The 21,249-nt window shown below is 70.7% G+C and carries 19 protein-coding genes; 4 read left to right on the forward strand and 15 right to left on the reverse strand.

Going from position 1 to position 21,249, the window contains the following annotated elements; all coding sequences use genetic code 11:
* The first annotated feature begins 379 nt into the window (after positions 1 to 379).
* Both GGD88_RS06955 and GGD88_RS06960 read left to right on the forward strand, forming a co-directional pair.
* A complete protein-coding gene (locus GGD88_RS06955) occupies positions 380 to 3,691 on the forward strand; it encodes an EAL domain-containing protein (protein ID WP_221237042.1) in 3,312 nt (1,103 codons plus the stop codon).
* 140 nt (positions 3,692 to 3,831) lie between these two features.
* Positions 3,832 to 5,073, forward strand: a complete 1,242-nt coding sequence (locus tag GGD88_RS06960) for a cation:proton antiporter (RefSeq protein ID WP_184433331.1) — start codon at positions 3,832 to 3,834, stop codon at positions 5,071 to 5,073.
* 234 nt (positions 5,074 to 5,307) lie between these two features.
* Here GGD88_RS06960 and GGD88_RS06965 read toward each other — a convergent pair whose 3' ends face one another.
* The 3 genes from GGD88_RS06965 to phbB all read right to left on the reverse strand — a co-directional run bounded on the left by GGD88_RS06965 (position 5,308) and on the right by phbB (position 8,883).
* Complete coding sequence (locus GGD88_RS06965) at positions 5,308 to 6,099, reverse strand: Crp/Fnr family transcriptional regulator (protein ID WP_184433334.1); 792 nt, start codon at positions 6,097 to 6,099, stop codon at positions 5,308 to 5,310.
* A 147-nt stretch (positions 6,100 to 6,246) separates the two neighbouring features.
* A complete protein-coding gene (locus GGD88_RS06970; RefSeq protein WP_184433337.1) occupies positions 6,247 to 8,112 on the reverse strand; it encodes a PHA/PHB synthase family protein in 1,866 nt (621 codons plus the stop codon).
* A 39-nt stretch (positions 8,113 to 8,151) separates the two neighbouring features.
* Positions 8,152 to 8,883 (reverse strand): acetoacetyl-CoA reductase, encoded by a 732-nt coding sequence (phbB, locus tag GGD88_RS06975; RefSeq protein WP_184433340.1) that lies wholly within the window; start codon positions 8,881 to 8,883, stop codon positions 8,152 to 8,154.
* A gap of 210 nt (positions 8,884 to 9,093) precedes the next feature.
* Here phbB and GGD88_RS06980 point away from each other — a divergent pair, with 210 nt between their 5' ends.
* Entirely contained in the window at positions 9,094 to 10,224 is a 1,131-nt protein-coding gene (locus tag GGD88_RS06980; RefSeq protein WP_184433343.1) for a site-2 protease family protein, read from the forward strand.
* On the opposite strand, the gene GGD88_RS06985 is transcribed toward GGD88_RS06980, so the two are convergent.
* The 12 genes from GGD88_RS06985 to GGD88_RS07040 all read right to left on the reverse strand — a co-directional run bounded on the left by GGD88_RS06985 (position 10,199) and on the right by GGD88_RS07040 (position 19,551).
* Positions 10,199 to 10,696 carry a MarR family winged helix-turn-helix transcriptional regulator gene (locus GGD88_RS06985; protein ID WP_184433345.1) on the reverse strand — a complete coding sequence of 166 codons (498 nt, stop codon included), beginning with the start codon at positions 10,694 to 10,696 and terminating at the stop codon, positions 10,199 to 10,201. The two genes, GGD88_RS06980 and GGD88_RS06985, sit on opposite strands and share 26 nt — an antisense overlap.
* Positions 10,697 to 10,857: 161 nt before the next feature.
* A complete protein-coding gene (locus GGD88_RS06990; protein WP_184433346.1) occupies positions 10,858 to 11,454 on the reverse strand; it encodes a 4'-phosphopantetheinyl transferase family protein in 597 nt (198 codons plus the stop codon).
* A 97-nt stretch (positions 11,455 to 11,551) separates the two neighbouring features.
* Positions 11,552 to 12,274: an SDR family NAD(P)-dependent oxidoreductase gene (locus tag GGD88_RS06995; protein ID WP_184433349.1), complete on the reverse strand. Its 723-nt coding sequence runs from the start codon at positions 12,272 to 12,274 to the stop codon at positions 11,552 to 11,554.
* A 33-nt stretch (positions 12,275 to 12,307) separates the two neighbouring features.
* Positions 12,308 to 12,961: an antibiotic biosynthesis monooxygenase family protein gene (locus GGD88_RS07000; protein WP_184433351.1), complete on the reverse strand. Its 654-nt coding sequence runs from the start codon at positions 12,959 to 12,961 to the stop codon at positions 12,308 to 12,310.
* Complete coding sequence (locus tag GGD88_RS07005; protein WP_184433355.1) at positions 12,958 to 13,611, reverse strand: antibiotic biosynthesis monooxygenase family protein; 654 nt, start codon at positions 13,609 to 13,611, stop codon at positions 12,958 to 12,960. The genes GGD88_RS07000 and GGD88_RS07005 overlap by 4 nt, the downstream gene beginning before the upstream one ends.
* Positions 13,608 to 14,303, reverse strand: a complete 696-nt coding sequence (locus GGD88_RS07010) for an antibiotic biosynthesis monooxygenase family protein (RefSeq protein ID WP_184433357.1) — start codon at positions 14,301 to 14,303, stop codon at positions 13,608 to 13,610. The genes GGD88_RS07005 and GGD88_RS07010 overlap by 4 nt, the downstream gene beginning before the upstream one ends.
* Positions 14,303 to 14,917 (reverse strand): antibiotic biosynthesis monooxygenase family protein, encoded by a 615-nt coding sequence (locus GGD88_RS07015; protein ID WP_184433360.1) that lies wholly within the window; start codon positions 14,915 to 14,917, stop codon positions 14,303 to 14,305. The genes GGD88_RS07010 and GGD88_RS07015 overlap by 1 nt, the downstream gene beginning before the upstream one ends.
* A 152-nt stretch (positions 14,918 to 15,069) precedes the next feature.
* Positions 15,070 to 15,333 carry an acyl carrier protein gene (locus tag GGD88_RS07020; RefSeq protein ID WP_184433363.1) on the reverse strand — a complete coding sequence of 88 codons (264 nt, stop codon included), beginning with the start codon at positions 15,331 to 15,333 and terminating at the stop codon, positions 15,070 to 15,072.
* 13 nt (positions 15,334 to 15,346) lie between these two features.
* Complete coding sequence (locus tag GGD88_RS07025) at positions 15,347 to 16,507, reverse strand: beta-ketoacyl synthase N-terminal-like domain-containing protein (RefSeq protein WP_184433366.1); 1,161 nt, start codon at positions 16,505 to 16,507, stop codon at positions 15,347 to 15,349.
* Positions 16,504 to 17,814: a beta-ketoacyl-[acyl-carrier-protein] synthase family protein gene (locus tag GGD88_RS07030; RefSeq protein ID WP_184433368.1), complete on the reverse strand. Its 1,311-nt coding sequence runs from the start codon at positions 17,812 to 17,814 to the stop codon at positions 16,504 to 16,506. The genes GGD88_RS07025 and GGD88_RS07030 overlap by 4 nt, the downstream gene beginning before the upstream one ends.
* 47 nt (positions 17,815 to 17,861) lie before the next feature.
* Entirely contained in the window at positions 17,862 to 18,632 is a 771-nt protein-coding gene (locus GGD88_RS07035) for an SDR family NAD(P)-dependent oxidoreductase (RefSeq protein WP_184433372.1), read from the reverse strand.
* Positions 18,625 to 19,551, reverse strand: coding sequence for an aromatase/cyclase (locus GGD88_RS07040; protein ID WP_184433374.1), 927 nt, complete (start codon positions 19,549 to 19,551; stop codon positions 18,625 to 18,627). The genes GGD88_RS07035 and GGD88_RS07040 overlap by 8 nt, the downstream gene beginning before the upstream one ends.
* A 556-nt stretch (positions 19,552 to 20,107) precedes the next feature.
* Between GGD88_RS07040 and GGD88_RS07045 the strand changes: the two genes are divergently transcribed.
* Positions 20,108 to 21,241 (forward strand): efflux RND transporter periplasmic adaptor subunit, encoded by a 1,134-nt coding sequence (locus GGD88_RS07045; protein WP_184433376.1) that lies wholly within the window; start codon positions 20,108 to 20,110, stop codon positions 21,239 to 21,241.
* The last annotated feature ends 8 nt before the right edge of the window (positions 21,242 to 21,249 follow it).

Consider the following 21,249-nt stretch of genomic DNA (forward strand, 5'->3'; position numbering starts at 1 on the left):
ATCGGGGGGCTGGATCGGGGGGCTGGTGGCGGTCCCGCCGGGGCTGTTCGGCGCCTGCGCCGACGCGCTCGGCCCGGCCCCCTGGAGAGCCGCCGGCGGTCCCCTTGGCTTGCAGGCAGCGGCGCCCCCGCGCTGGGGTACTTAACTCATAATAAAGAAAGGGCTGCGACCAATATACGGCGCTCTGCTGATACCGACTCGACCGTCCAGACCATGGCCCGGCTGGTCCGCGCGGCCGTCGGTATCATCCCGGGGATACGGGCGCCTCACCGAAGAGTCCGACACCCCCCTGCCACGGAGGTTATACTCTGTCACACACAGCGCAGGGGAACACCAAACACAGGCCAGCACATCCATGCCCACGTCCGTAAAGACGTCCGTGAAGATCGGACTGATGCCGCCCCTGAGCGGTCTTGTCGAAATGTACGGCCAGGAGATCACGTGGGCAGCCGAGATCGCCGTTCAACAGATCAACGCGGCGGGCGGGCTGCTCGGGGTCCCCCTGGACCTGGTGATCGAGGACGACGGCAGCCTGCCGCAGACGGCCGTTCCTGCGGCGCTGCGCCTGGTTCAGGATCACGGCTGCCATGCCATCATCGGCAATCTGCTGTCGAACTCGCGAATCGACGTCGCCGCCAAAGTGGCCAACCCGCTGAAGGTTCCCTACCTGAATTTTTCTTTCTATGAAGGCAGTATATTTTCCCGGTATTTCTTTCATTTTGCGGCCCTCCCCAATCAGCAGATCGAAAAAATGATTCCATTCATGGCCGGGCGCTATGGAAAGAAGGTGTTTTTTGCCGGGAATAACTATGAATGGCCGCGTGGCTCCATCAGTGCCGGCATGCGGTCGCTGGCGACCCTGGGCGGCGAGGTCGTCGGGGAGGAGTATCTGTCGATTGGCGTCAGCAAGGACGAACTCATCGGCCTGCTGGAGCGCGTCGCGCGGTCCGGCGCGGATGTGTTCGTGCCGTACTTCGCCGGGCATGACCAGATCGCCCTGTTGACCGCCTTCGCGGAGATGGGCCTGAAGGATCACATGGCCGTCGTCATGGGGCACTACGACGAGGTCATTGCGCGGACATTGAGCCCACAGGTCCGTGACGGCCTGTATTCCGTCAACACCTACTTCATGTCCGTCGATACGCCGGACTCGCGGGCCTACCTGGCGGCCCTTCAGGACCGCTGGGACGTTGACGGCCTGCACCCGCGGGGGAATGGCGTCCTGACCAACTTCGGCGAAGGCACATACATTTGCGTCAAGGCGTTCGCCGAGGCCGTTCGGGCCTGTGGAAGCGTGGATGCCGAAGCCGTGGTGGAGGCGCTGCAACACGTCGAGATCGACGCCCCACAGGGCAAGGTCCTGATGGAACCCCGCCTCAACCATGCGCATGTGAACACCTATCTGACCCGATGCAGGGCAGACGGAACGTTCGAGATTATCGACAGGTTCGGCCTGCTGGCGCCGAAAATCCCCGAACGATATCGGACCCTGTTCGGTCAAGGCTGGATGGCGCCGGCCGTGCCCCCCGCCGACATCGCGACGCGATCCGTCGAGGACACCGCCCTCGAACAGCGCACTCTGGGATCCCTGCGAAAGATTCTATCCCTCACGGACCTGGCCATTATTGCCACCAACACGGATGGCGTCATCACGGACTGCAATGCGGCCGCCAACGCGATGTTTGGATACGAGGGCGACGAACTCGAGGGAACGTCCGTCCATCTTCTCGTTCCGCCGCACTTGCGTCAGCACCACGAGCACCTGTTCCGACGGTTTCTGCAAGACGACGCCGACGAACGACTCATGCGCCAGTGTCGCGGCGATATCACGGGCTATCGCAAGGACGGAACGTTCTTCCCGCTGGAGGCGTCGATCGCCAAGTTCCTCGACGGGAACCACTGGGTTCTCGTCGCGACGATGCGCGACCTCACGGCGACGAAACAGGCCGAGGAGGATCTGACACGGCGCGCGACGCACGATCCGCTCACCGGGTTGCCCAACCGGGCGCTGATCCAGTCCCGGGTGGAGAACGCGCTGCTCCGATCCCGCCGACAGTCCGAGAGTGTGGCGGTTCTGTTCGTCGATCTTGATGGCTTCAAGGAGATCAATGACACCCACGGGCACTCGGCCGGCGACCAGGTCCTGACGACCACGGCGCAGCGGCTGATCGAGACCGTGCGACCCGGCGATACGGTCAGCCGTATCGCCGGCGACGAGTTCGTGGTCCTGTGCGAGCATGTCAACACGCCGATCGCCATTTCCGCCGTTGCCGATCGCATCCTGAGCGCGCTGCGCCGGCCCTTTCCGATCGACGGCACGAGTGTCTACGTGACCGCGAGCATTGGCATTGCGGTCGGCCACGGCGCGACCCACACGATGGAGGACATCTTCCGGGCCGCCGATACGGCCATGTACGCGGTCAAGGCCAAGGGGCGTGACGGCTGGCAGTTCTTCAATGAGAGCCTGCAGGCGGAGGCCTCCCAGCGTCTCGCCATCTCCACCGGCCTGCGCACCGCCGTTGAGCGCGACGAACTCCGCGTCTTGTTCCAGCCCATCGTCCAGGCCGAAACCGGCTTCGTCATCGGCGCCGAGGTCTTGCTGCGCTGGCACCCGGCCATCGGCGACGTCAGCCCGTCGGCGTTCATCCCGGTCGCGGAGATGACCGGGTCCATCGTGCCCATCGGACGATGGGTGTTCGAACAGGCGTGCAGGGCCGAGCGCACCTGGAGGGACCGGTTCGGGGACGCGGCACCGTTCGTCTCGGTCAACGTCTCCGCCCGGCAGCTGTCGGACGCCGGGCTGGTGGCGGACTTCACAGCCATCATGGACCGCACCGGCGCCGATCCGACCCGCTTGCAGATCGAGGTCACCGAAACCTCGCTGATGGCCGACGTTCAGGCCAACCGGGACATGATCAAGCGGCTCTCGGGCCTCGGCATCGCGATCGCGGTCGACGATTTCGGAACGGGGTACTCGTCCCTGGCCCAGTTGATGCGCCTGAACGCCGATACCTTGAAGATCGACAAGGTGTTCGTTCAAAGCGTCGACCAGACCCAGGAAAGCCGGGTCATCGTCTCGGCCCTGTGCCGGATCGCGAAGTCCCTTCGGTTGAAACTGGTGGCCGAGGGTGTCGAGACAGCCTCGCAGCGCAATCAGATGCGCCTGCTGGGATGCGACCAGATCCAGGGCTACTTCTTCCACCGACCGATGCCCGAGGCCGACTTCCTCGCCGTCTTCAAGGAGTCGATCACGGCGCAGCGGCGCACCACGGACGAGCCGTTCTTCCTGATCTACGTCAGCCGCGCAACCGATCCGGTGACACAGGAGTCCCTCAAGGGTCTGGTGGAGCAGGCCAGCCGATTCAACCTTATGAACGGCCTCACCGGCTATCTGTTCTACCTGGACCAGACCTTCGTCCAGTACCTGGAAGGCGATGAGGAGGCGGTCCGGAGCCTGTTCGCGGCGATCACACGGGACCCGCGTCACGCGGACGTCGCGTGTGTCGCCGAGGGGAACCTGGCGCACCGATTGTTCACGGGCTGGAACATGGGCTATCGGTCGCTTGGGGCGCCCTTCACCATCTCGTCCGCGCAGGTCACGGCGCCCCCCGGGACCGCCTACGACTGGCTGAAGAGCAATCCGGCGATCTGCTGCAGCCTCTTCGAGGCCATCGCGGGCGCTCCGGACTGACAGCTCGGACGGCTCGGACGGCGCCCCTCTCACATGGATCAATGCCGGGCACCGGGGATACTCTATAGTGGTGGACCCGGCGCGCCCGACAGGGCGCCGGCTGCGAGCGTGCGAAGGCCGGACCAGCCGAGAGAGTCGCCATGATCGAATCACCGCAGGAATACGCCCTTCTGCTGCTGCTCCTGGGGACCGTCACCCTGGCCGGCACCCTGCTGCGCAGCGGCCTGGCGCGCTGGCGGCTGCCGGCCATGGCGGGCTTCATCCTGATCGGGGTGGGACTGTCGGGGCTCGATACCCTGGTGCCGTTCCTCACCCCGGCCCTTCATCACAACCTGGAGGTCCTGGCCAAGCTGGGCGTGGTGGTGCTGCTGTTCCGGGTCGGGCTGGAAAGCGACCTCGGCCTGCTGGTGCAGCAGTTGCGCAACGCGGCGGTCATCTGGCTGCCCAACATGGCCGTGGCGGCGGCGCTGGCCTTCCTGGTTGTGTCCCTGTGGCCCGGCTACGGCCTGATCCCGGCGCTGTTCGTCGCCGTCGCCGCCAGCGCCACCAGCATCGGCGTCTCAACCGCGGTGTGGGAGGAGAGCGGCCACCTCAACACCCCGCGCGGGGCGCTGCTGCTGGACGTGGCGGAGCTGGACGACGTCTCGGCGGTGATCCTGCTGAGCATGCTGTTCGCGATGGTGCCGATCCTCCAGGCCGCGGACAACGGCCCGCTGTGGAGCGCCGCCGCCCAGGCGGCGGGCTGGCAGATCGCCAAGCTGGCGCTGTTCTGCCTTGGCTGCTACCTGTTCTCACGCCGCCTGGAGAAGCCTCTGACGGCCTGGTTCCACCGCCTTGACCCCGGACTCGGGCCGCTGGTGTTCGCCGCCGGGGCGACCTTCCTGATCGCCGCGGTCGCCGACCTGCTCGGGTTCTCCATGGCCATCGGCGCCCTGTTCGCCGGCCTGGCCTTCAGCCGCGACCCGGCCGAGCGCGAGATCGACCGCTCGTTCGCGGTGCTGTACACCCTGTTCGCGCCCTTCTTCTTCGTCGTCATCGGCGTGGCGGTGAACGTCACCGCGCTGCATCAGGCGCTCGGGATCGGCCTGGTGCTGCTGGGCGCGGCCGTCCTGGGCAAGCTGCTGGGCGCCGGCCTGCCGGCCGCCCTGGTGGCCAGCCGGCGCGACGGCCTGCTGATCGGCGTCAGCATGGTGCCGCGCGCCGAGATCTTCCTCATCGTCATGCTGCACGGCGTCACCCTGGGAGATTGGGCGGTGCCGGAACGGCTTTACACCGCCGCCGTGCTGGTCAGCCTGGTGACCTGCATCGCCGCGCCGGTCGTGGTGCAGCGCCTGCTCGCCACCACGCCCCGGCCGCCCACGCCCGCGGACCCGACCCCATGAGCCGATTGTTCGAAATCGGAACCGCAGATGCAGTCCGATTTCGAACGTGAATCGGCTCTACATTATTGATTTTACAGCCGATTATCGCCATAAACCGAAATCGCGCCCCGAGTCCGGTTTGTCGCAATCGGCTGATGACGGCCGCCACCCGGCGTTCGCCCTTGCCCTGCCGGCCGGCGTTGGCGCCCTGCCGGCCGGCGGTGGCGGTGGCGGTGGCGGTGGCGGCGGGGCGGGTCAGGCCAGGGCCGGGCGCGCCATCGTCAGGCCGGGTGGCAGGATCTGGGTCCGGAACTGGTCGAGCGACAGGCGGCTGATGCGGCACAGTTCCGCCACGTCGCGGATCACGATGGCGTGATCGGGATGACGGATCACGCCGTTGCGGGCCAGCCGGCGCAGGGTGCGGCAGACGTGCACACTGGTCAGGCCGGTCAGGTCGCCCAGCTCGGTCTGGGTGATGGGCAGCGGAAAGGCCGTCTCGGCGGTCTGGTGCGCCGCCTCCAGCCGCACGAACAGTTCCAGCAGCACGTGGGCGACGCGTTCATAGGCCGTGCCCTGGCCCAGGCGCAGCATGCGTTCGGTCTGGCGCGCGGCGGCGGCGGCGGCGAGCCGATCGACCAGCTCGCGCAGCGCCGCCGTCGCGGCCAGCCGGCGGGCGAAGGCGGGCCACGCACAGGCGGCGATCACGGTCTCGGTCAACGCGGTGATGCGGCACGACGAGGTGGCCCCGTCGGCGGCGACGGCCTGGATGAGATCGACGGGCAGCACGAGGTCGAGGATCTGGCGGCGGCCGTCGTCCAGGCTTTTGGACAGCGCCACCCACCCGGTCAGCACCCACAGCACGCTGTCGGCGGGATCGCCCTCGAACCGGAGTTCGGTCCCGGCCGGCACGCGCCGCGGTCGGCCGCCCCAGCGCGCGGCGCCGTCGCCGGGCGACAGCGCCCCGGACCGGGACGGACACCGCTCACCGGCGTCCGCGGCCGCCGCCGGCGCGCACAGTGCGTCCGGCGCGGCGCATGACTCGAGCATCGGCGCCTCCACCCGCGTCGACCGGCACGGCACCGCACCGGGCGCGGACCCGCCCCCTTCCCGTCTGAAGCAAGGGACGAACAGGATACGCCGATATCGCGCAGGACGCCATGCCGGCGGCGCTGCCCGACGCCGCCGGCAGTCCTCTCAGCGCTGCATGACGTAGCTGCCCGGCGCATCCGCTTTGGGTCGATAGGCGCGCACCCCGCCGCCCATCTGCGGCGGATCCGCCGCGCCCGACGACCGTTCGGTCAGCCACGCGGACCAGGCGGGCCACCAGGATCCCTCGTGCGCCTCGGCCTCGTCCTGCCAGGCCTCGGGCGACAGATAGTTGTCGTCCACCCGCGTCGTCAGGATCCGGAAGCGGCGCCCGGCGTGGCCGGGCTCGCTGATGATGCCGGCGTTGTGCCCGCCATTGGTCAGCGTGAAGGTGATGTCGGTGTGGGCCAGCAGGTGCAGCTTGTAGACCGAGCGCCAGGGCGCGACGTGGTCGCTGGTGGTCGAGACGCAGAACACCGGCACGTCGATATCGCTCAGGGCCACGGGATGACTGCCCACCTTGTACTGGCCCTGGGCCAATTCGTTGTTCAGGAACAGGTGGCGCAGGTACTGGGCATGCATCCGGTACGGCATGCGGGTGGCATCGGCGTTCCAGGCCATCAGGTCGAACATGCCCTGGCGGCGGCCCATCAGGTACTCGTGCACGTACCGCGACCACAGCAGGTCGTTGGAGCGCAGGAGCTGGAACGCGCCGGCCATCTGCTTGGTGTCCAGGTAGCCCTGGTCCCACATCACGTCCTCCAGGAACGCGACCTGGCTTTCGCTGATGAACAGCATCAGTTCGCCGGCCTCGCTGAAGTCGGTCTGGGTGGCGAACAGGGTCAGCGTCTTCAGACGGTCGTCGCCGCTGCGCGCCATCGCCGCCGCCGCGATGGCCATCAGGGTGCCGCCGATGCAGTAGCCGACACTGTGCACCTTCTGGCCCGGCACGATGGCGGTGACCGCGTCCAGGGCGTCGCTCACCCCCATCTGGAGGTAGTCGGCCATGTCGAAATCGCGGTGCTCGGCGGTGGGGTTGCGCCACGAGATCATGAACACGGTAAACCCCTGGCCGACCAGATAGCGGACCAGCGAGTTCTCCGGCGACAGGTCGAGGATGTAGTACTTCATGATCCAGGCCGGCACGATCAGCACCGGCTCGGCCTGCACCCGCTCGGTGGTCGGCGCATACTGGATCAACTCGATCAGGTCATTGCGGTACACCACCTTGCCCGGCGTGATCGCGACCGTGCGGCCGGGCACGAAATCCTCGGCCCCCACCGGCGGCTTGCCGGAGATGGCGCGCTCCCAGTCCTCGACGAAGTTCTGGAAGCCCTGGAGCAGGTTCATGCCGCCCTGTTCGAGGGTGGTCTTGGTCACCTGGGGGTTGGTCCAGACGAAGTTGGCGGGCGAGACGGTGTCCAGGAGCTGGCGGGTGACGAAGGACACCACCTGCTCCTGGTGATGGGACAGGCCGTCGATGTCGTTGGTCGCGTTGTGCCACCACTGCTGGGTCAGCAGGAAGCTCTGGTAGATCACCGCGTAGGGCCAGTGCCGCCAGCCCGGGTCGTCGAAGCGGTGATCGTGCGCCAGCGGCTCGATGCACGGCGGGGCGTGGCGGTCGCGGGCCAGGGCGCCCAGATAGACGCCCAGCCGCATCATCTTGCGGACCGCCTTCTCGGTCAGGAAGGCGTGCTTGCCCGGCGAGCCCATCAGGTGCACCCACCACGACAGCATGGTGGCGGTCAGACCGAAGGGGGTCACGCCGACCGTGAACCGCGCCAGATGCGCCTTGAACGCGCGGTCGAGGCTCTCGGTGCTGAAGCGGTCGTCGAGTTCGAAGGCCTCCGGCTCGGCGATCTCCGGCGGGCTCGCCGTCAGGCCCTGGCGCTCTTCGCGGGTCTCCGCGGCCGGCGGGCGCGCCTCGACGCTCGCCGGATGGGCGACGACGTTGCTCGGCTTGGCGGCGCTCATGGCCTGTCCCTCCGCATGCGGTTTGGCCTGGCGCTGGCGTCAGGTCATGTAGAATCCACCGTTGACCGCCAGGGTGGCGCCGGTGATGAAGCCGGCGTCCTCGGAGGCCAGGAAGGCGACGCAGCGGGCGATCTCCCAGGGTTCGCCCAGGCGCCCCAGGGGCACCTGGGCGAGGATGCGCTGCAGGATGTCGTCGGGGACGGCCGCCACCATGCGGGTGTCCGAGAACCCGGGGGCGACGGCGTTGACGGTGATGCCCTTGCCCGCGCCCTCGCGCGCCAGCGCCCGGGTGAAGCCCAGCACCCCGGCCTTGGCGGCGCAGTAGTTGGTCTGCCCGGCCTGGCCGCGCTGGCCATTGACCGAGGAAATGTTCACGATGCGGCCGTAGCCGCGCTGGCGCATGCCGCCGATGACGTGGCGGCACATGTTGAACATCGAGCCCAGGTCGACGTCGACGACGGCGTCCCAGTCCGCCCGGCTCATCTTGTGCAGCATGACGTCGCGGGTGACCCCGGCATTGTTGACCAGCACGTCGACCGGTCCCAGATCGCGCTCGACCGCGGCGATGCCCTCGCCGCAGGCGTCGAAGTCGGCCACGTCCCAGCCGTAGACCCGGGCGCCGCTCTCGTCGGCGAACGCCTGGGCCTCGTCGCGCACCGTGCGGCAGCCGGCGGCGACGGCGAACCCGCGCGCCGCCAGCGCCCGCACCGTGGCCGCCCCCAGACCCTGGACGCCCCCGGTGACGAGGGCCACGCGCCCCTGATCGCTCATGGTTCCGCTCCGTGCCGGGCCGCCCGCCCGTCGCCGGCCGCAGGGCCGGGGGCACGGACGGCGCTTCGCGTTTGTGCGCAGCCTAGCGTGGTACGGTTCCGCCGCCGGCGCCTTAACCCACGTTAAGGCGCTTGCCGGGGCCGGCGTGCGCTACTGGGCGGTATGGGCCATCCGCGGCGCGGCGGGCGCCGCCTTGGGAGCACGCCAGCCATGTTCGGACGCACGCTCCGGCTATTCCGCGTCTTCGGCTTCGAGGTGCGGGTCAACGTCAGTTGGGCCTTCCTCGCCATCCTGATCGCCATCTCGCTGGCCCGCGGCTTCTTTCCCGCGACCTATGCCGGCTGGCCCGCCGCGACCTACTGGTGGATGGCGGCGGCGGGCGTGATCGGGGTGTTCGCCTCCATCGTCATCCACGAGCTGTCGCATTCCCTGGCCGCGCGCGCCATGGGCATGGAGATGAAGGGCATCACCCTGTTCCTGTTCGGCGGCATGGCGGAGATGGACCAGGAGCCGGCCAGCGCCAAGGGCGAACTGGTCATGGCGCTGGCCGGCCCCGCCATCAGCCTGGTGCTGGCGGCCCTGCTGCTGGGCCTGGCGGCGTTGGGGCGCGGACCGGAGGGTGCCGGCCCCGCCGTCGCGGTGATCGACTACCTGGGCTGGCTCAACCTGATCCTGGCGGTCTTCAACCTGATCCCGGCGTTCCCCATGGACGGCGGGCGCGCCCTGCGGGCCACGCTGTGGGCGATCAGCAAGGACCTGCGCTGGGCGACGCGCTGGGCCTCGCGCATGGGCGCGCTGTTCGGGCTGGCCCTGATCGTCCTGGGGGTGGTCTCGGCGCTACAGGGCGCCTTCGTCGCCGGGCTGTGGTGGATCCTGATCGGCATGTTCATCCGTGCCGCCGCCTCCGGCAGCTACCAGCAGATGGAGATCCGCCGGCTCATGACGGGCGTGCGCGCCGAGGACGTCATGCACCCCCTGACCGAGGCGGTTCCCGCCGACATGACCCTGGCCGCGCTGGTCGACCGCTACGTCTACGCCACCCAGCAGCCGGCCTTCCCGGTGGTCGAGGACGGCGGCCTGGTGGGTGTGATCGGGCTGGCGGAGATCCGCACCGTGCCGCGCGCCGACTGGGAGACGACGCCGGTGCGCGCCGTCATGATCCCGGCCGACCGGGCCGAGATCGTCGCGCCCACCACGGACGCCATGGACGCCGTCGCCAAGCTCCAGACCCACGCAGTCGACGCCCTGATCGTGGCGGATGGGCACCGGCCGGTGGGGGTGCTGGCGCAAAGCGACGTGCTCAAGCTGCTCAGCCTCAAGATGGACCTTGAGGCGCGCTGACGCCCCCCGGTCCGCCCCCTGCCGCGCCGTCCTCCCCCGTCCCCGGGACGCCGGCGCGCGGAACCCTGACGTCCTCTAGGCGGCGCCCCAACGCCTGCAGCACCTCCAGGGCGTGTTCGAGGTGATCCGGGTCGAGGTCCTGCACCAGCGCGCTGGCCCAGCGCGCGTGCAGCGCCATCGCCTTGTTGAACGCCGCCGATCCGTACTCGGTCAGGACGTACAGCGGCGACCGCTCGTGGCGGGGGTTGGCCTGCTGGCGGAAATAGCCCTGCTCGACCATCCGGTTCAGCCGCTTCTGGGCGCCCTGGCGGGTCAGGCCCATGGCTTCCGCGATCATCGGTGTCGTCATCGGCTGTCCGGCCAGGGCCACGGCGCCCAGAAGCTGCCAGTCGGCGCTGGTCATGCGCAGCGGCCTGACGAGATCATCGCCCTTGTCGAGCAGCTTCCGGCGCAGCCGAAAGATCTCAAGCATGATATCGGTGAGGAGCAGGTCATTGCTCGTATGGGTATCCGGCACTTTTCTATGCACTCCATGAGTTTGGCAAGACGCACGGACCTCCCCTTACATCTCCGTTTCCCTCTCCCCTTACATGGCACGTCACGAACCGTTACCTGACCGGTCTGTCGTAAGCCTCAAACGACCAGAGCGTCAATCACGACATAGCTACGCACGGGCTGCGGACTCTCCAGGGCGAGGGCGACCGCCCGCTCCCGCCACGGCGCCAGATGGGTGATCCAGCACGGCCCGCCGTCCAGCGGGACCGGCCGGAAGGGGCTCGACCCGGCGGGCGGCCCCGGCGCGGTGGACGGGGGGTCGGGCGGCAGCGACAGCGTATCCAGCCCGTGGTTGAGCCCGGTCCCGAGCAGCTTGACCACGGCTTCCCGGGCGGTCCAGCCGCGCAGGAACGTATCCGGGTCCGGATCCGGCAGCCGCTCCGCCGGCGGCGTGATCCAGGCGTATACAGACCGCCAGCGGGTGGGATGGCGCAGGCCCTCGACGTCAAGACCAAGCGGGACCGGCCCCACGGCCAGGGCGAAGACGTGCCGGCTGTGGCTGACGCTGAGATGCACCGGCCGCCCCCCTGGCCGTCTCGGAACGAAGGGCTTGCCGCGCGGATCCTTGTGGATGCCCAGGCTGGAGTCGCCGGTCACAGCGTGCAGCAGCGTGCGCGCCGTCCGCGCACTGCGCGGGCGCCAGTCGACGCCCGGGCCGCCGTCGATTACGACCACATGGACGGCGTCGGCGGCCCCGGGCGCGGTGGCCGCGCACGCCAGGGCGGACAGCGAGACCGGCTGCCAGGGTGGTGCCGTCCCCGGCGCGGCCGGCCTAGGCCCCCGCCCGGGCACCCTGGGTCGGAGGCCGGCAGCCGATGGCGAGGGTCTCGACCACCGCTCCCGGCGACAGCCCCATCACGAAGTCCACCGCCCGGCTCAGATCGGCCGGCGCGATCATGTCCTCGGGCGGCATGCCGGAGCCCGCCCCCATGTCGGTGTCGACCACGTCGGGACACAGCGTGGTCACCCGGATGCCGCGGGGCAGCAACTCGCGCGCCAGCGAGCGCCCGTAGCCGACCAGGGCGTGCTTGCTGGCGGCATAGCCGCCCACCGGCGCGAACGGCTCCAGGCCGGCGACGGAGGCGATGTTGAAGATGCGGCCGGGCGCGGCCTGCGCCAGCGGCTCCAGGCAGGCCTGGCACAGGGCATGGATCGCCAGCACGTTGGTGCGCAGGAGGGCCTCCAGGTCGGCGACGGCCAGGGTGCTGGTGCCGAAGTGAAAGATGCCGGCGGCATTGACCAGCACGTCGAGTCGGCCGCGCCGCGCCACCGCCGCCCGCACCGCGCCGGGGGCGGTGTCGAGGTCGCAGACGTCGACGGGCAGCGGGTCGGCCGCCCCGCCACCACGCTCGCGCAGATCCGCGGCGGCGGCGGCGAGGCGGGCCTGATCGCGCGCCACCAGGATCAGGTCGAACTGCCGGTCGGCCAGATGGCGGGCGATTTCCCGCCCGATGCCCCGGCTGGCGCCGGTGACGAGGGCCACGGGTCGCGACATGGCGCGCTCCTTTCGGGTTTGAGACCAGGTCAATCAGTCCGCGGCGACGAGGCCGGCGGCGGCCGGGCCTGCCACCCCCGGCGGACCGTCGACGGGGGCCACCACGCGCCGGCACAGCGACGGATGCAGCCGGTAGGCCAGCGACCGTGCGCGGTGGCGGTCATAGGCGCGGTCGCCCAGGGCGGCCTTGAAGTCGGCGGCGCTGCGCCACTGCGAGACGTTGAGCAGACCGTAGCGGGCGTGCGGCGAGCGGGCCCGGAACAGGCGCGCGTTCACGAACCCGGCGTGGGCCTCCATGTGGTCCTTGGCCCGGTCCCACATCGCCAGCGCTCCCGCGATCTCGGCGCCGGCGATCTCGAACGGGTTGACGAGCCAGACGGTGCCGGGGGCCGTCGGCGCCGGCGCGCCAAGCTGGGTGCGCAGCCGCAGCACCACCCGCTCCACCGGGCGGCCGGCCACGCTGCCGTCGAGGGCGCCGCCGGCGAGCGCGTCCTCCAGGTCCGGATCCGCCGCCCAGGCGCGCAGCCCCACATAGGCGTAGTGCGCGTCCCGGATGTCCTCGCTGATCTCGAACAGCTCGGCGGCGCAGGGACCGAGCCGGCCGCTCAGGGCTTGGGTCTCCGCCACCCAGGCGTCGCGCACGGCGGGGTCTGGCGCGCCCAGCACGATGTCGGTCAGGTAGATCATGCCGCGTCCCCCATCAGCAGCGACGCCGCGTTGCGGCTCCGGTAGGCCGTCCGCGTGGTCAGGAACAGGGAGAAATCCTCCTTGAAGGGCGCGACGATCTCGTTGAACCGGTCCGTGTGCACGGCGTCGAAGAACGGGCGCGGCGAGTCCCACTCGGCGATGTTGACGAACGCGATGGCGTCGTCGGTGTTCCTGTTGCGGAACAGGCTGGCGTTGACGAAACCGGGCTGCGTGCCCATGAAATCGGCGGCCTCGTGCCACATGGCGGCGTAGGCGTCGGCCTGGCCGGGTTGGAGGTAGATGACGTCGAGCAACACCAGGTGCGGCGATGCGGTCTGGTAGACGTAGGGCCGGCCGTCCACCAGTTCGGTCTTCAGGCTGGTGAAGCGGGTCCCGGACCCGCCGAGCACCGTCGTCACCGCCGGGGTGGCCTTGGCCGCGGCGCGGGCGGCGTCCCAATCGGCCTCGCTGTCCCACTGGCAGATGCTGGCGAGGGCGTAGTCCGCGCGGGCCTGCACGGTCTGGAAGGTCTCGACGAGCTGGCCGTCGCGGAAACCGGGCCGCTGCGACAGGAAGCCGCTGACGGCGCACCAGGTCTCCTTGGCCCGCGTGCGGTCCTCGGTCTCCAGGAAATCAATGACCATCATCATGACGACACCCCTTCGGTGGCGAGGGAGAGGGAGAGGGACGGCGCGGGCGCGGGTGCGTCGGCGCCCCCGGGGATGGCCGGGGCGGCCGGGTCGGGAACGTCGTCCGCGACGCGCGAGAAGCAGATCTGGAAGGTGCCCTCGTAGGGGGCGACCAGGGCCTTGTAGTCCTGGCCGGCGAACTGGCGCAGGAAGTCGGCCTCGGTGCGCCAGCGCGCCCGGCTGACGAAGTAGTAGGCGTCGGCGTCCGGGTGGAAGCTCTGGAACAGCTCGGCGTCCAGGAAGCCCTCGCGCGTCTGCATCAGCGTCTTGGTGGCGGCCCACATGCGGGCGTTCTCGGCCGCCGCGCCGCGGTCGATGCGGTAGGGGTTGGTGACCACGATCTGCTCGGCCTCGACCGGCTGCGCACACGGCGGACTGGCGTCCACGCGGCCGTAAAGATTGACTCCGGGCGGCGTCTCGGGGCCGAAGGGGCGCCGGTGCAGGGCGTCCTCGGCGCCGTGATAGGCGGCCAGGCTGTCCCACCGGCTGAGGCCGACCAGGGCGTAGCCCGTCCGGTTGAGACGGCGGTAGACCCGCAGCAGGCGGGCGCCGCGGAAGCCGGGCATGCCGGCCGCCGCCCGCAGGGCGCGCCCCCACAGGCGCGCCGCCGGCCCCGCGTCGGGTGTCTCCAGGATGTCGATACGGGCGATCATCACGCAGCCTCCCGATCCTCGACGGCGGGGACACGGGCGACCATGATGCGGCTGCGGGCCTCGAACCCGCCCACCAGGATGCGTTTGAACGCCTCGCTGGAGAACGCCCGCACGAACGGCCGCAGGCCGGTCCAGGCGGCGACGTTGACAAAGGTCGCCCCCGCCTCCTCCTCGGCGGACTCCGCCCGGTACAGGCGGGTGAGGCAGAACCCGGGTTGCTCGGCCATGAAGGCGCTGGCGGTGGTGAACTGTGCCAGGAAGGCGTCGGCATCCGGGGCCGCCAGTTCGCTCAGGATCAGCATGACCACGCCGGCGGCGGGGGCCTGGGGCGCGGTCCAGGTCCGCCCCTGGGTGCGCATCGCGCGCCGGGTCCGCAGCACCAGGGTGGGGCGGACGCCCTTGGGGCCGGGCAGCGGGGCGCTGCCGTCGATGCCGGCATCGAGGGTGACGTAGCCGAACCGGCCGCCGCCGTAGCCGCGACGATCGAAGGCGTCGGCGTCGGCGGGCGACAGTGGCAGCGCGAGGCGTCCGCCGCGCCCGCTGATGCGGCGCAGGATGGGCCAGCCCGGCAGGTCGTCGGGGGCGCGGTCGTAGAACATGAAGGTGTGCAGCATGAGGACCTCCCTGGTGGTCGCCGCGCGCGCGGGCGCGGCGGGGACCGGACCCGCGTCTCCGGGTCGAGCGCGGGCGGACTGTCCGGACCCGGCGCCGCTTCTGCGTCGGCGATCCGGGACCGTCCGTGGGCCGGCGAAGCGGCGCGTGGGGCTCAGGCGGGCTCCGCCACCCGCAGCCGGGCGAGGGTCGCCGCGACCAGATCCGCCGGGGTCTTCAGCCCGGCGTAGTCGACGCCCTTGAGGCTGACCTGCAAGGCGGTCTCGATGTCGACGATGATCCCGATCAGCTCGGTCGAATCGATGCCCAGGTCGTCCTCGAACGCGGTGTCGGGCTGGATGGTGGCGGGGTCCACGCTGATGGACTCGGCGATGGCCTCAATGACGACGGCATGAACACGGTCGGTGGTGCTGGTCATCTCAGGTCTCCCTTCAGGTCTCTTTGGTGAGCACGAGGCTGCCCGCGCCGCCGCCCATGGCGCAGGCGTTGATCAGGACCCGCTCGATCGTGGCGGGGGTTGCGTCGGGGGCGGCGAACGGGGGGGCGGAATCGTCGGGCGCGGTCCCGGGCAGCGACCGCTGGCGGTGCAGCATCAGGCTGGCGAAGGCCACGTCGAGCGCCCCTTCGGCCCCGAAGGCGTGGCCGTAGCGGTCCTTGGGGCGCAGCGTCGGCACGCCGGGGCAGACCGCCGCCAGCGCCGCCTGCTCGCAGGCGTCGACCCGCGCCAGCCCGCTGGCGTCGGGCAGCACGATGTCCGCCTTCATGTTGCCGAGCACCCGGCGCATGGTGCCTTGCAGGGTGTCGGGGTCGGTGCCGTACTGGTCCGGCCCGCAGGGCGCGTTGCGCATGGCGAACGCCTGCACCCGCGCGTAGACCCTGGCGCCGCGCGCCCGGGCGTGGGCGGCATCCTCCAGGATTAGGAACACCGCGCCCTCCGACACCGCGAACCCGCTGTCGTGCGGGGCCGGCTCGCCGTTGGCGGCGGCGACGTGCTCCAGCGCGGCGCGCACGAAGTCGGTGTTGGTGCTCTCGGCGCCACCGGCGATGGCGACGTCGAGTTGGCCCTGGCGGATCTGGCGCGCGGCCGCGGCCACGCTAACCAGGCTGCTCATGCGGTCGGCCATGTAGGTCTTGCTGAACCCCTTGAGGCCGTGGACGATCGTGATCTGCCCCTGCGGTGCGGCCGGGAACCAGCTCGTGGCCTGGAACGGGCTGACGCTGCGCGGCCCCTGGGTGTGCAGGTGGCGCAGTTCGCGCTCGGTGAAGCGCCAGCCGCCGAAGCAGTTGCCGACGAAGGCGCCGCAGCGGGTGCGGTCGATGGCGGCCAGGTCCAGGCCGGCGTCCGCGATGGCCGACTGCGTGGCCACCAGGGCGTAGACGGTGAACACGTCCAGCTTGCGGGCCAGCCGCGGCGGCAGGGCGTTGTCCAGAACGGTCTCGTCGATGCGGCTGCCGTGCAGGCGCGGCGACAGGCGTTCGACGGTCGGGGCGCGGCCATGGCCCGGGGCGGTGCCGTGAGCCCACAGGTCCTCGACGGTCCGGGTCTTCGGCAGCACAACGCCGATGCCGGTGATGACGACGTCACGGGTCATGCGACGCGAGCCTCCTCGGAATGGGGATGGGAACCGGACGCGGCCGGGTCGTAGCGGGCGACGATCAGGGCGCTGTGGATGCCGGAGAACCCGCTGGCGTCCTTCAGGGCGACGTCGATGCGGGCCTGGCGCGGCCCGTCCGGCACATAGTCCAGGTCGCAGCGCGGATCGGGGTCGACCAGGTTGCTGGTGGGCGGCGTTTCCTGGTGCACGATGGATTGCACCAGCGCGACCACCTCGACCGTGTTGGCCGCCGCCAGGGCGTGCCCGACGATGGACTTCAGCGAGCAGATCGGGATCTCGTGCGCCCGCGGACCCAGGGTGCGCTTGACCGCGTTGGTCTCGTTGACATCGTTCTGCGGCGTCGAGCTGCCGTGCGCGTTGACATGGTCGATGCGCTCGGGGGCGATCCCGGCGTCCGTCAGCGCCAGCCGCATGGCCCGGTGCAGGTCCAGGCCCTCGGGCAGCAGGTCGGTCATGTGATAGGCGTTGCAGGTGGAGCCGAAGCCGGTCAGTTCCACCAGGATGGGGGCACCGCGCCGGCGGGCGTGCTCCAGGTCCTCCAGCACCAGGATGCCGCAGCCCTCGGCCAGCACGAACCCGGACCGGGAGGCGTCGTAGGGCCGCGAGGCGGTCTCCGGCGTGTCGTTGCGGTCGCTGGTGATGGCGCCGATGATGTCGAAGGCGCCCATGGCGATGGGGGTCAGTGGGGCCTCGGCGGCGCCGGCGATGACCACGTCGGCCTCGCCGGCGCGGATCATCTCCATGGCCTCGCCGAGCGCGTCCAGGCCGGCGGTGCAGCCTGTCGCCAGGGTGCTGACCGGGCCGCGCGCGCCGTAGGTCCGGGCAATCTCCGACGAGGCGACGTGGAAGCAGGTCCCGGGCAGCAGCGCCGGGTCCGAGCGGGTGGCGTCGAGCGGCGCCGTGGCCCCGTCGGTCAGGCGCAGGAATGCCTCTTCCATGTACTTGGTGCCGGCGATGGCGGTGGCCACGCTGACACCGAGACGGTCCGGGTCGCAGCCCCCGTCGGCCAGGCCGGCACGGCCCATGGCCTCGGCGGCGGCGGCCAGGGCGAACTGGGCGAAGCGGTCCAGGCCGCGCGCCTCGGCGTCCTCCAGGCCATGGTCCTCGGGGCGGAAGTCGCGGACCACGCCGGCGACCTGCGACTGGAAGCCGGCGACGTCGAAGGTGTCGATCCGGAACACGCCGCTCCGGCCCAGGCGGGTGTTCTCCCAGAAGGTGTCCACATCGGTGCCGGTGGGGGCGATGACCCCCAGGCCGGTCACCACGATTCTCCGCGTGCTCATGATGCTGTGCTCCCGAGTGGGTCGCGGGTGTCCTGGCGACGGGGGGATCAGTAGTTGCCCAGGCCGCCGCAGACGTTCATGGCCTGAGCGGTGACGCCGCGGGCGTGGTCGGAGGCCAGGTAGGACACCATGGCGGCGACCTCGTCCGGCTCGATGTAGCGGCCGATGGGCACCCGGGCCTCGATGCGGCTCTTCGCCACCTCCGGGGTCACGTCCCAGATCTTGGCGTAGTTGCGCCTTACCTGCTGGGCCATCTCGGTCTCGACGAAGCCGGGGCAGACGGCGTTGACCGTGATGTCCGAGCCGTCGCGGGCCAGTTCCAGGCCGAGCGCCTTGGTGAACCCGACCACGCCGTGCTTGGAGGCACTGTAGGGTGCGCCGTGCACGACCCCCTGTTTGCCACCGGTGCTGGCGATGTTGATGACCGCGCCGCCGCTGCCCATGGCCTCGGACTGCAACACCGCCTTGGTGACGTAGAAGACCGCGTTCAGGTTGGTCTCGATCACGTCGCGCCACAGGTCGTCGGCGATGGTCTTGGTGACGCCGCCGCCGCTGCGGCCGGCGCAATTGACCAGCACGTCGATGGAGCCGAGAGCCTCGCGCGCCTGCTGCACCAGGGCGGCGACCGCCTCGGGCTGGGTGACGTCGCAGGTCAGGCCGACGACGGTGACGTCCGGGCGCGACAGCGCCGCGACGGTCTCCTGGAGCCGGTCCGGGTCGCGCGCCACCAGCACGCAGTTGAAGCCGTCGGCGACGAGGCGGGCGGCGATGGACTTGCCGATGCCGCGGCTGGCGCCGGTGATGAGGGCGTTACGCATGATCGGGTCCCCCCAGTTTGGCGGCGATGGCCTGCATGGTGCCCAGGCTGTTGCGGTTGATGGCGGTCTCGACGGTGTGCTTGGCCTCCTCCGGGTCCTTGCCGGCCCAGAACGCGGGGCTCAACACCACCTCGTGCCAGGAGACGACCTCGGTGCCGGCCTCGGTCTCGGTCACGGTCCAGCGACCGCGGTGCTCGGTGAGCGCGGGCGGCGGGGCGGGCTGGAAGTAGTCGATGCGGTCGGCGGAGACGATGCGCACGCTGCGGATACGCTCCTCGGTCTCGCCGACCTGCACCACCATCACGAACTCCTGGTAGGTGCCGTCGTCGTACAGCACCTCCATGCCGGTGCAGTGCGGCAGCAGCCAGGGCCAGCACGCGGCGTCGCGCAACAGGCGAAACACCAGCGCGGCCGGCTGCGTGAGGACCAGGGACTCTGCGAAGGCGTGGCGCCAGCGCTCGCGCTCCAGGCGGGCGGCGACGGCGGCCAGCTCCTTGCGGCTGTTGGTTTCCACCGACCGCATCATGAAGTCGGCGGCTTCTTCGCGGGTGGTCACCCCCTCCACGATCCCGGCGACGCTGTCGGCGATCTCGAAGTCGTGGGTCAGGGTGATGGTGCAGCCGGCGTCCGAGGGCTCGAAGCGCCAGGTGCCCTTCATGAACTGCACCAGAGGCGACGGCTTGCTCTGCGCGAAGCTGATGCGGCGGTTGTCGCGGTCGATGGCGCGTTCGGACTCCCAGCTCAGCACGGCGTCGTTGGCGCGCGCGGTCAGCGCGATCTTCTGCCGGGTGTCGGTTTCCTCCAGGACCCGGGCGGCCAGGCAGGGCGGGAAAATCTCCGGCCAGCGGCTGACGTCCAGCCCGACCCGGAAGGCCGGGTCCGCGGGGCAGGCGACGTCGATGGAGTGGTCAGTCTTCATGGCAATGGGGCCTCTGTGACGGGGGATGCGGTCGATGAAACGGGCGCGGCACCGGGCGGGGGAGCGGGACGCGCTCTGGCGCGGACGAGCCGGGCGGTCGGGGTGGTGTGGGGGTCATGGTTGCCTCCGAGGGGTCGGCCGCGCGCCAGGGGTCGGGGCCGCGACGCGGCCACCGGTCTCGGTCGCTGTAATTCTCCAGCAGGAAGTAGGGGCTTTGGGTCGCACGCCGACGGTCGGCAGACGACACCTCCCCGTGCGGACCGGCCGTTCTGGCGCAGGTCCCCGCCGCGATGTCACGCGGGTCCGTGAGGGATGACCGGTGCTTGGCGACGGGCCTCACACCGGATCCGCGGTCTTGTTTCCGTGACAACCGGTTGCTATTCTGACAACCAGTTGCCATCCAGGAAACGAGTTACCAGATTGGCGCCGTGCGTTCAACCCGAAAAATAAGCGCGCATGAGTTGTCGCAAACGCGACACACCGGGACCCTGGCCCGCCGCCGCGCCCTTCCGTCGCCGCCGGCGCCGCCGTGCGCCACGAACCCGAGGAGCGTCCGATGCGACCGTCCCCCGCCGCCCTGCTGCTTGTCCTCTCGCTCGCGACCGCACCGCCGCTGGCCGGATGCCAGACCGAGGCCGCCTCCCAGGCCGCCCGCCCGTCCGCCCACACGGCGGCGCCGACGGACCGCGACCGGGCCGCGCGGCCCGTGCTGGTGACGCAGGTGCGCTACGAGGCACCGGTCACCGAACGCCGCTTCGTCGGCACGGTAAGCCCGCGACTCGAAAGCGATCACGGCTTCCGGGTCGCCGGGCGCGTGGCGCGCCGCCCGGTCGACGTCGGCGACAGGGTCACGGCCGGGGCGCCGCTGGCCACCCTGGACGACACCGACCTGCGTCTGCGACTCGAGCAGGCCGAGGCCGAGGCGCGCGCCGCCCGCAGCGCCCTGAGCCTGGCCGAATCGGAACGCCGCCGGGCCGAGTCGCTGCACCGGCGCGGCGTCAACGCCGAGTCGGTCCTGGACGCCCGCCGCGCCGCCGCCGACGAGGCCGCGGGCCGGCTCGCCCGGGCCGAACGCGCCGTCGCCCTGGCCCGCAATGCCCTGGACTACGCCGTGCTGCGCGCCGACGTCGCCGGCGTGGTCACCGCCGTGCTGGTCGAACCGGGCCAGGTGGTGGCGGTGGGACAACCCGCCATCCGCGTCGCCGGCACGGCGGAGACCGAGGCCCTGGTCGCCCTGCCCGAACGGTTCGTGGCCCAGGCCCGGGCCGGCGCGGCGCGGGTGTCGCTGTGGGCCGATCCCGACCGCACCTACCAGGCCCGGTTGCGGGAGCTGGCCCCCGCCGCCGACCCCCTGACCCGCACCTATGACGCGCGCTTCAGCATTCTGGACCCCGACCCGAACGTGCGACTCGGCATGACGGTGACCGTGACCGTGCGCGCCAACGACGGCGGCCCAGTCGCCCGTCTGCCGCTGGCCGCGCTGCGCGACGACGGCGACGGGCCGGCGGTGTTCGTGGTCGACCGCGCCGCCGGCACCCTGAGCCGGCAGCCGGTCGCGGTGGTGGCCTACGAGGGCGAGGCCGCCGTGCTGGGCGGCGGCGTGGCGACGGGCGACTGGGTGGTCGCCCTCGGCACCCAGAAGCTCGACGCCGCACAGACCGTGCGCGTCGTCGACACCCTCTCGTTCTAGGGGACGCG

It is taken from the genome of Roseospira goensis, assembly GCF_014197795.1.
Taxonomy (GTDB): Bacteria; Pseudomonadota; Alphaproteobacteria; order Rhodospirillales; family Rhodospirillaceae; genus Rhodospira; species Rhodospira goensis.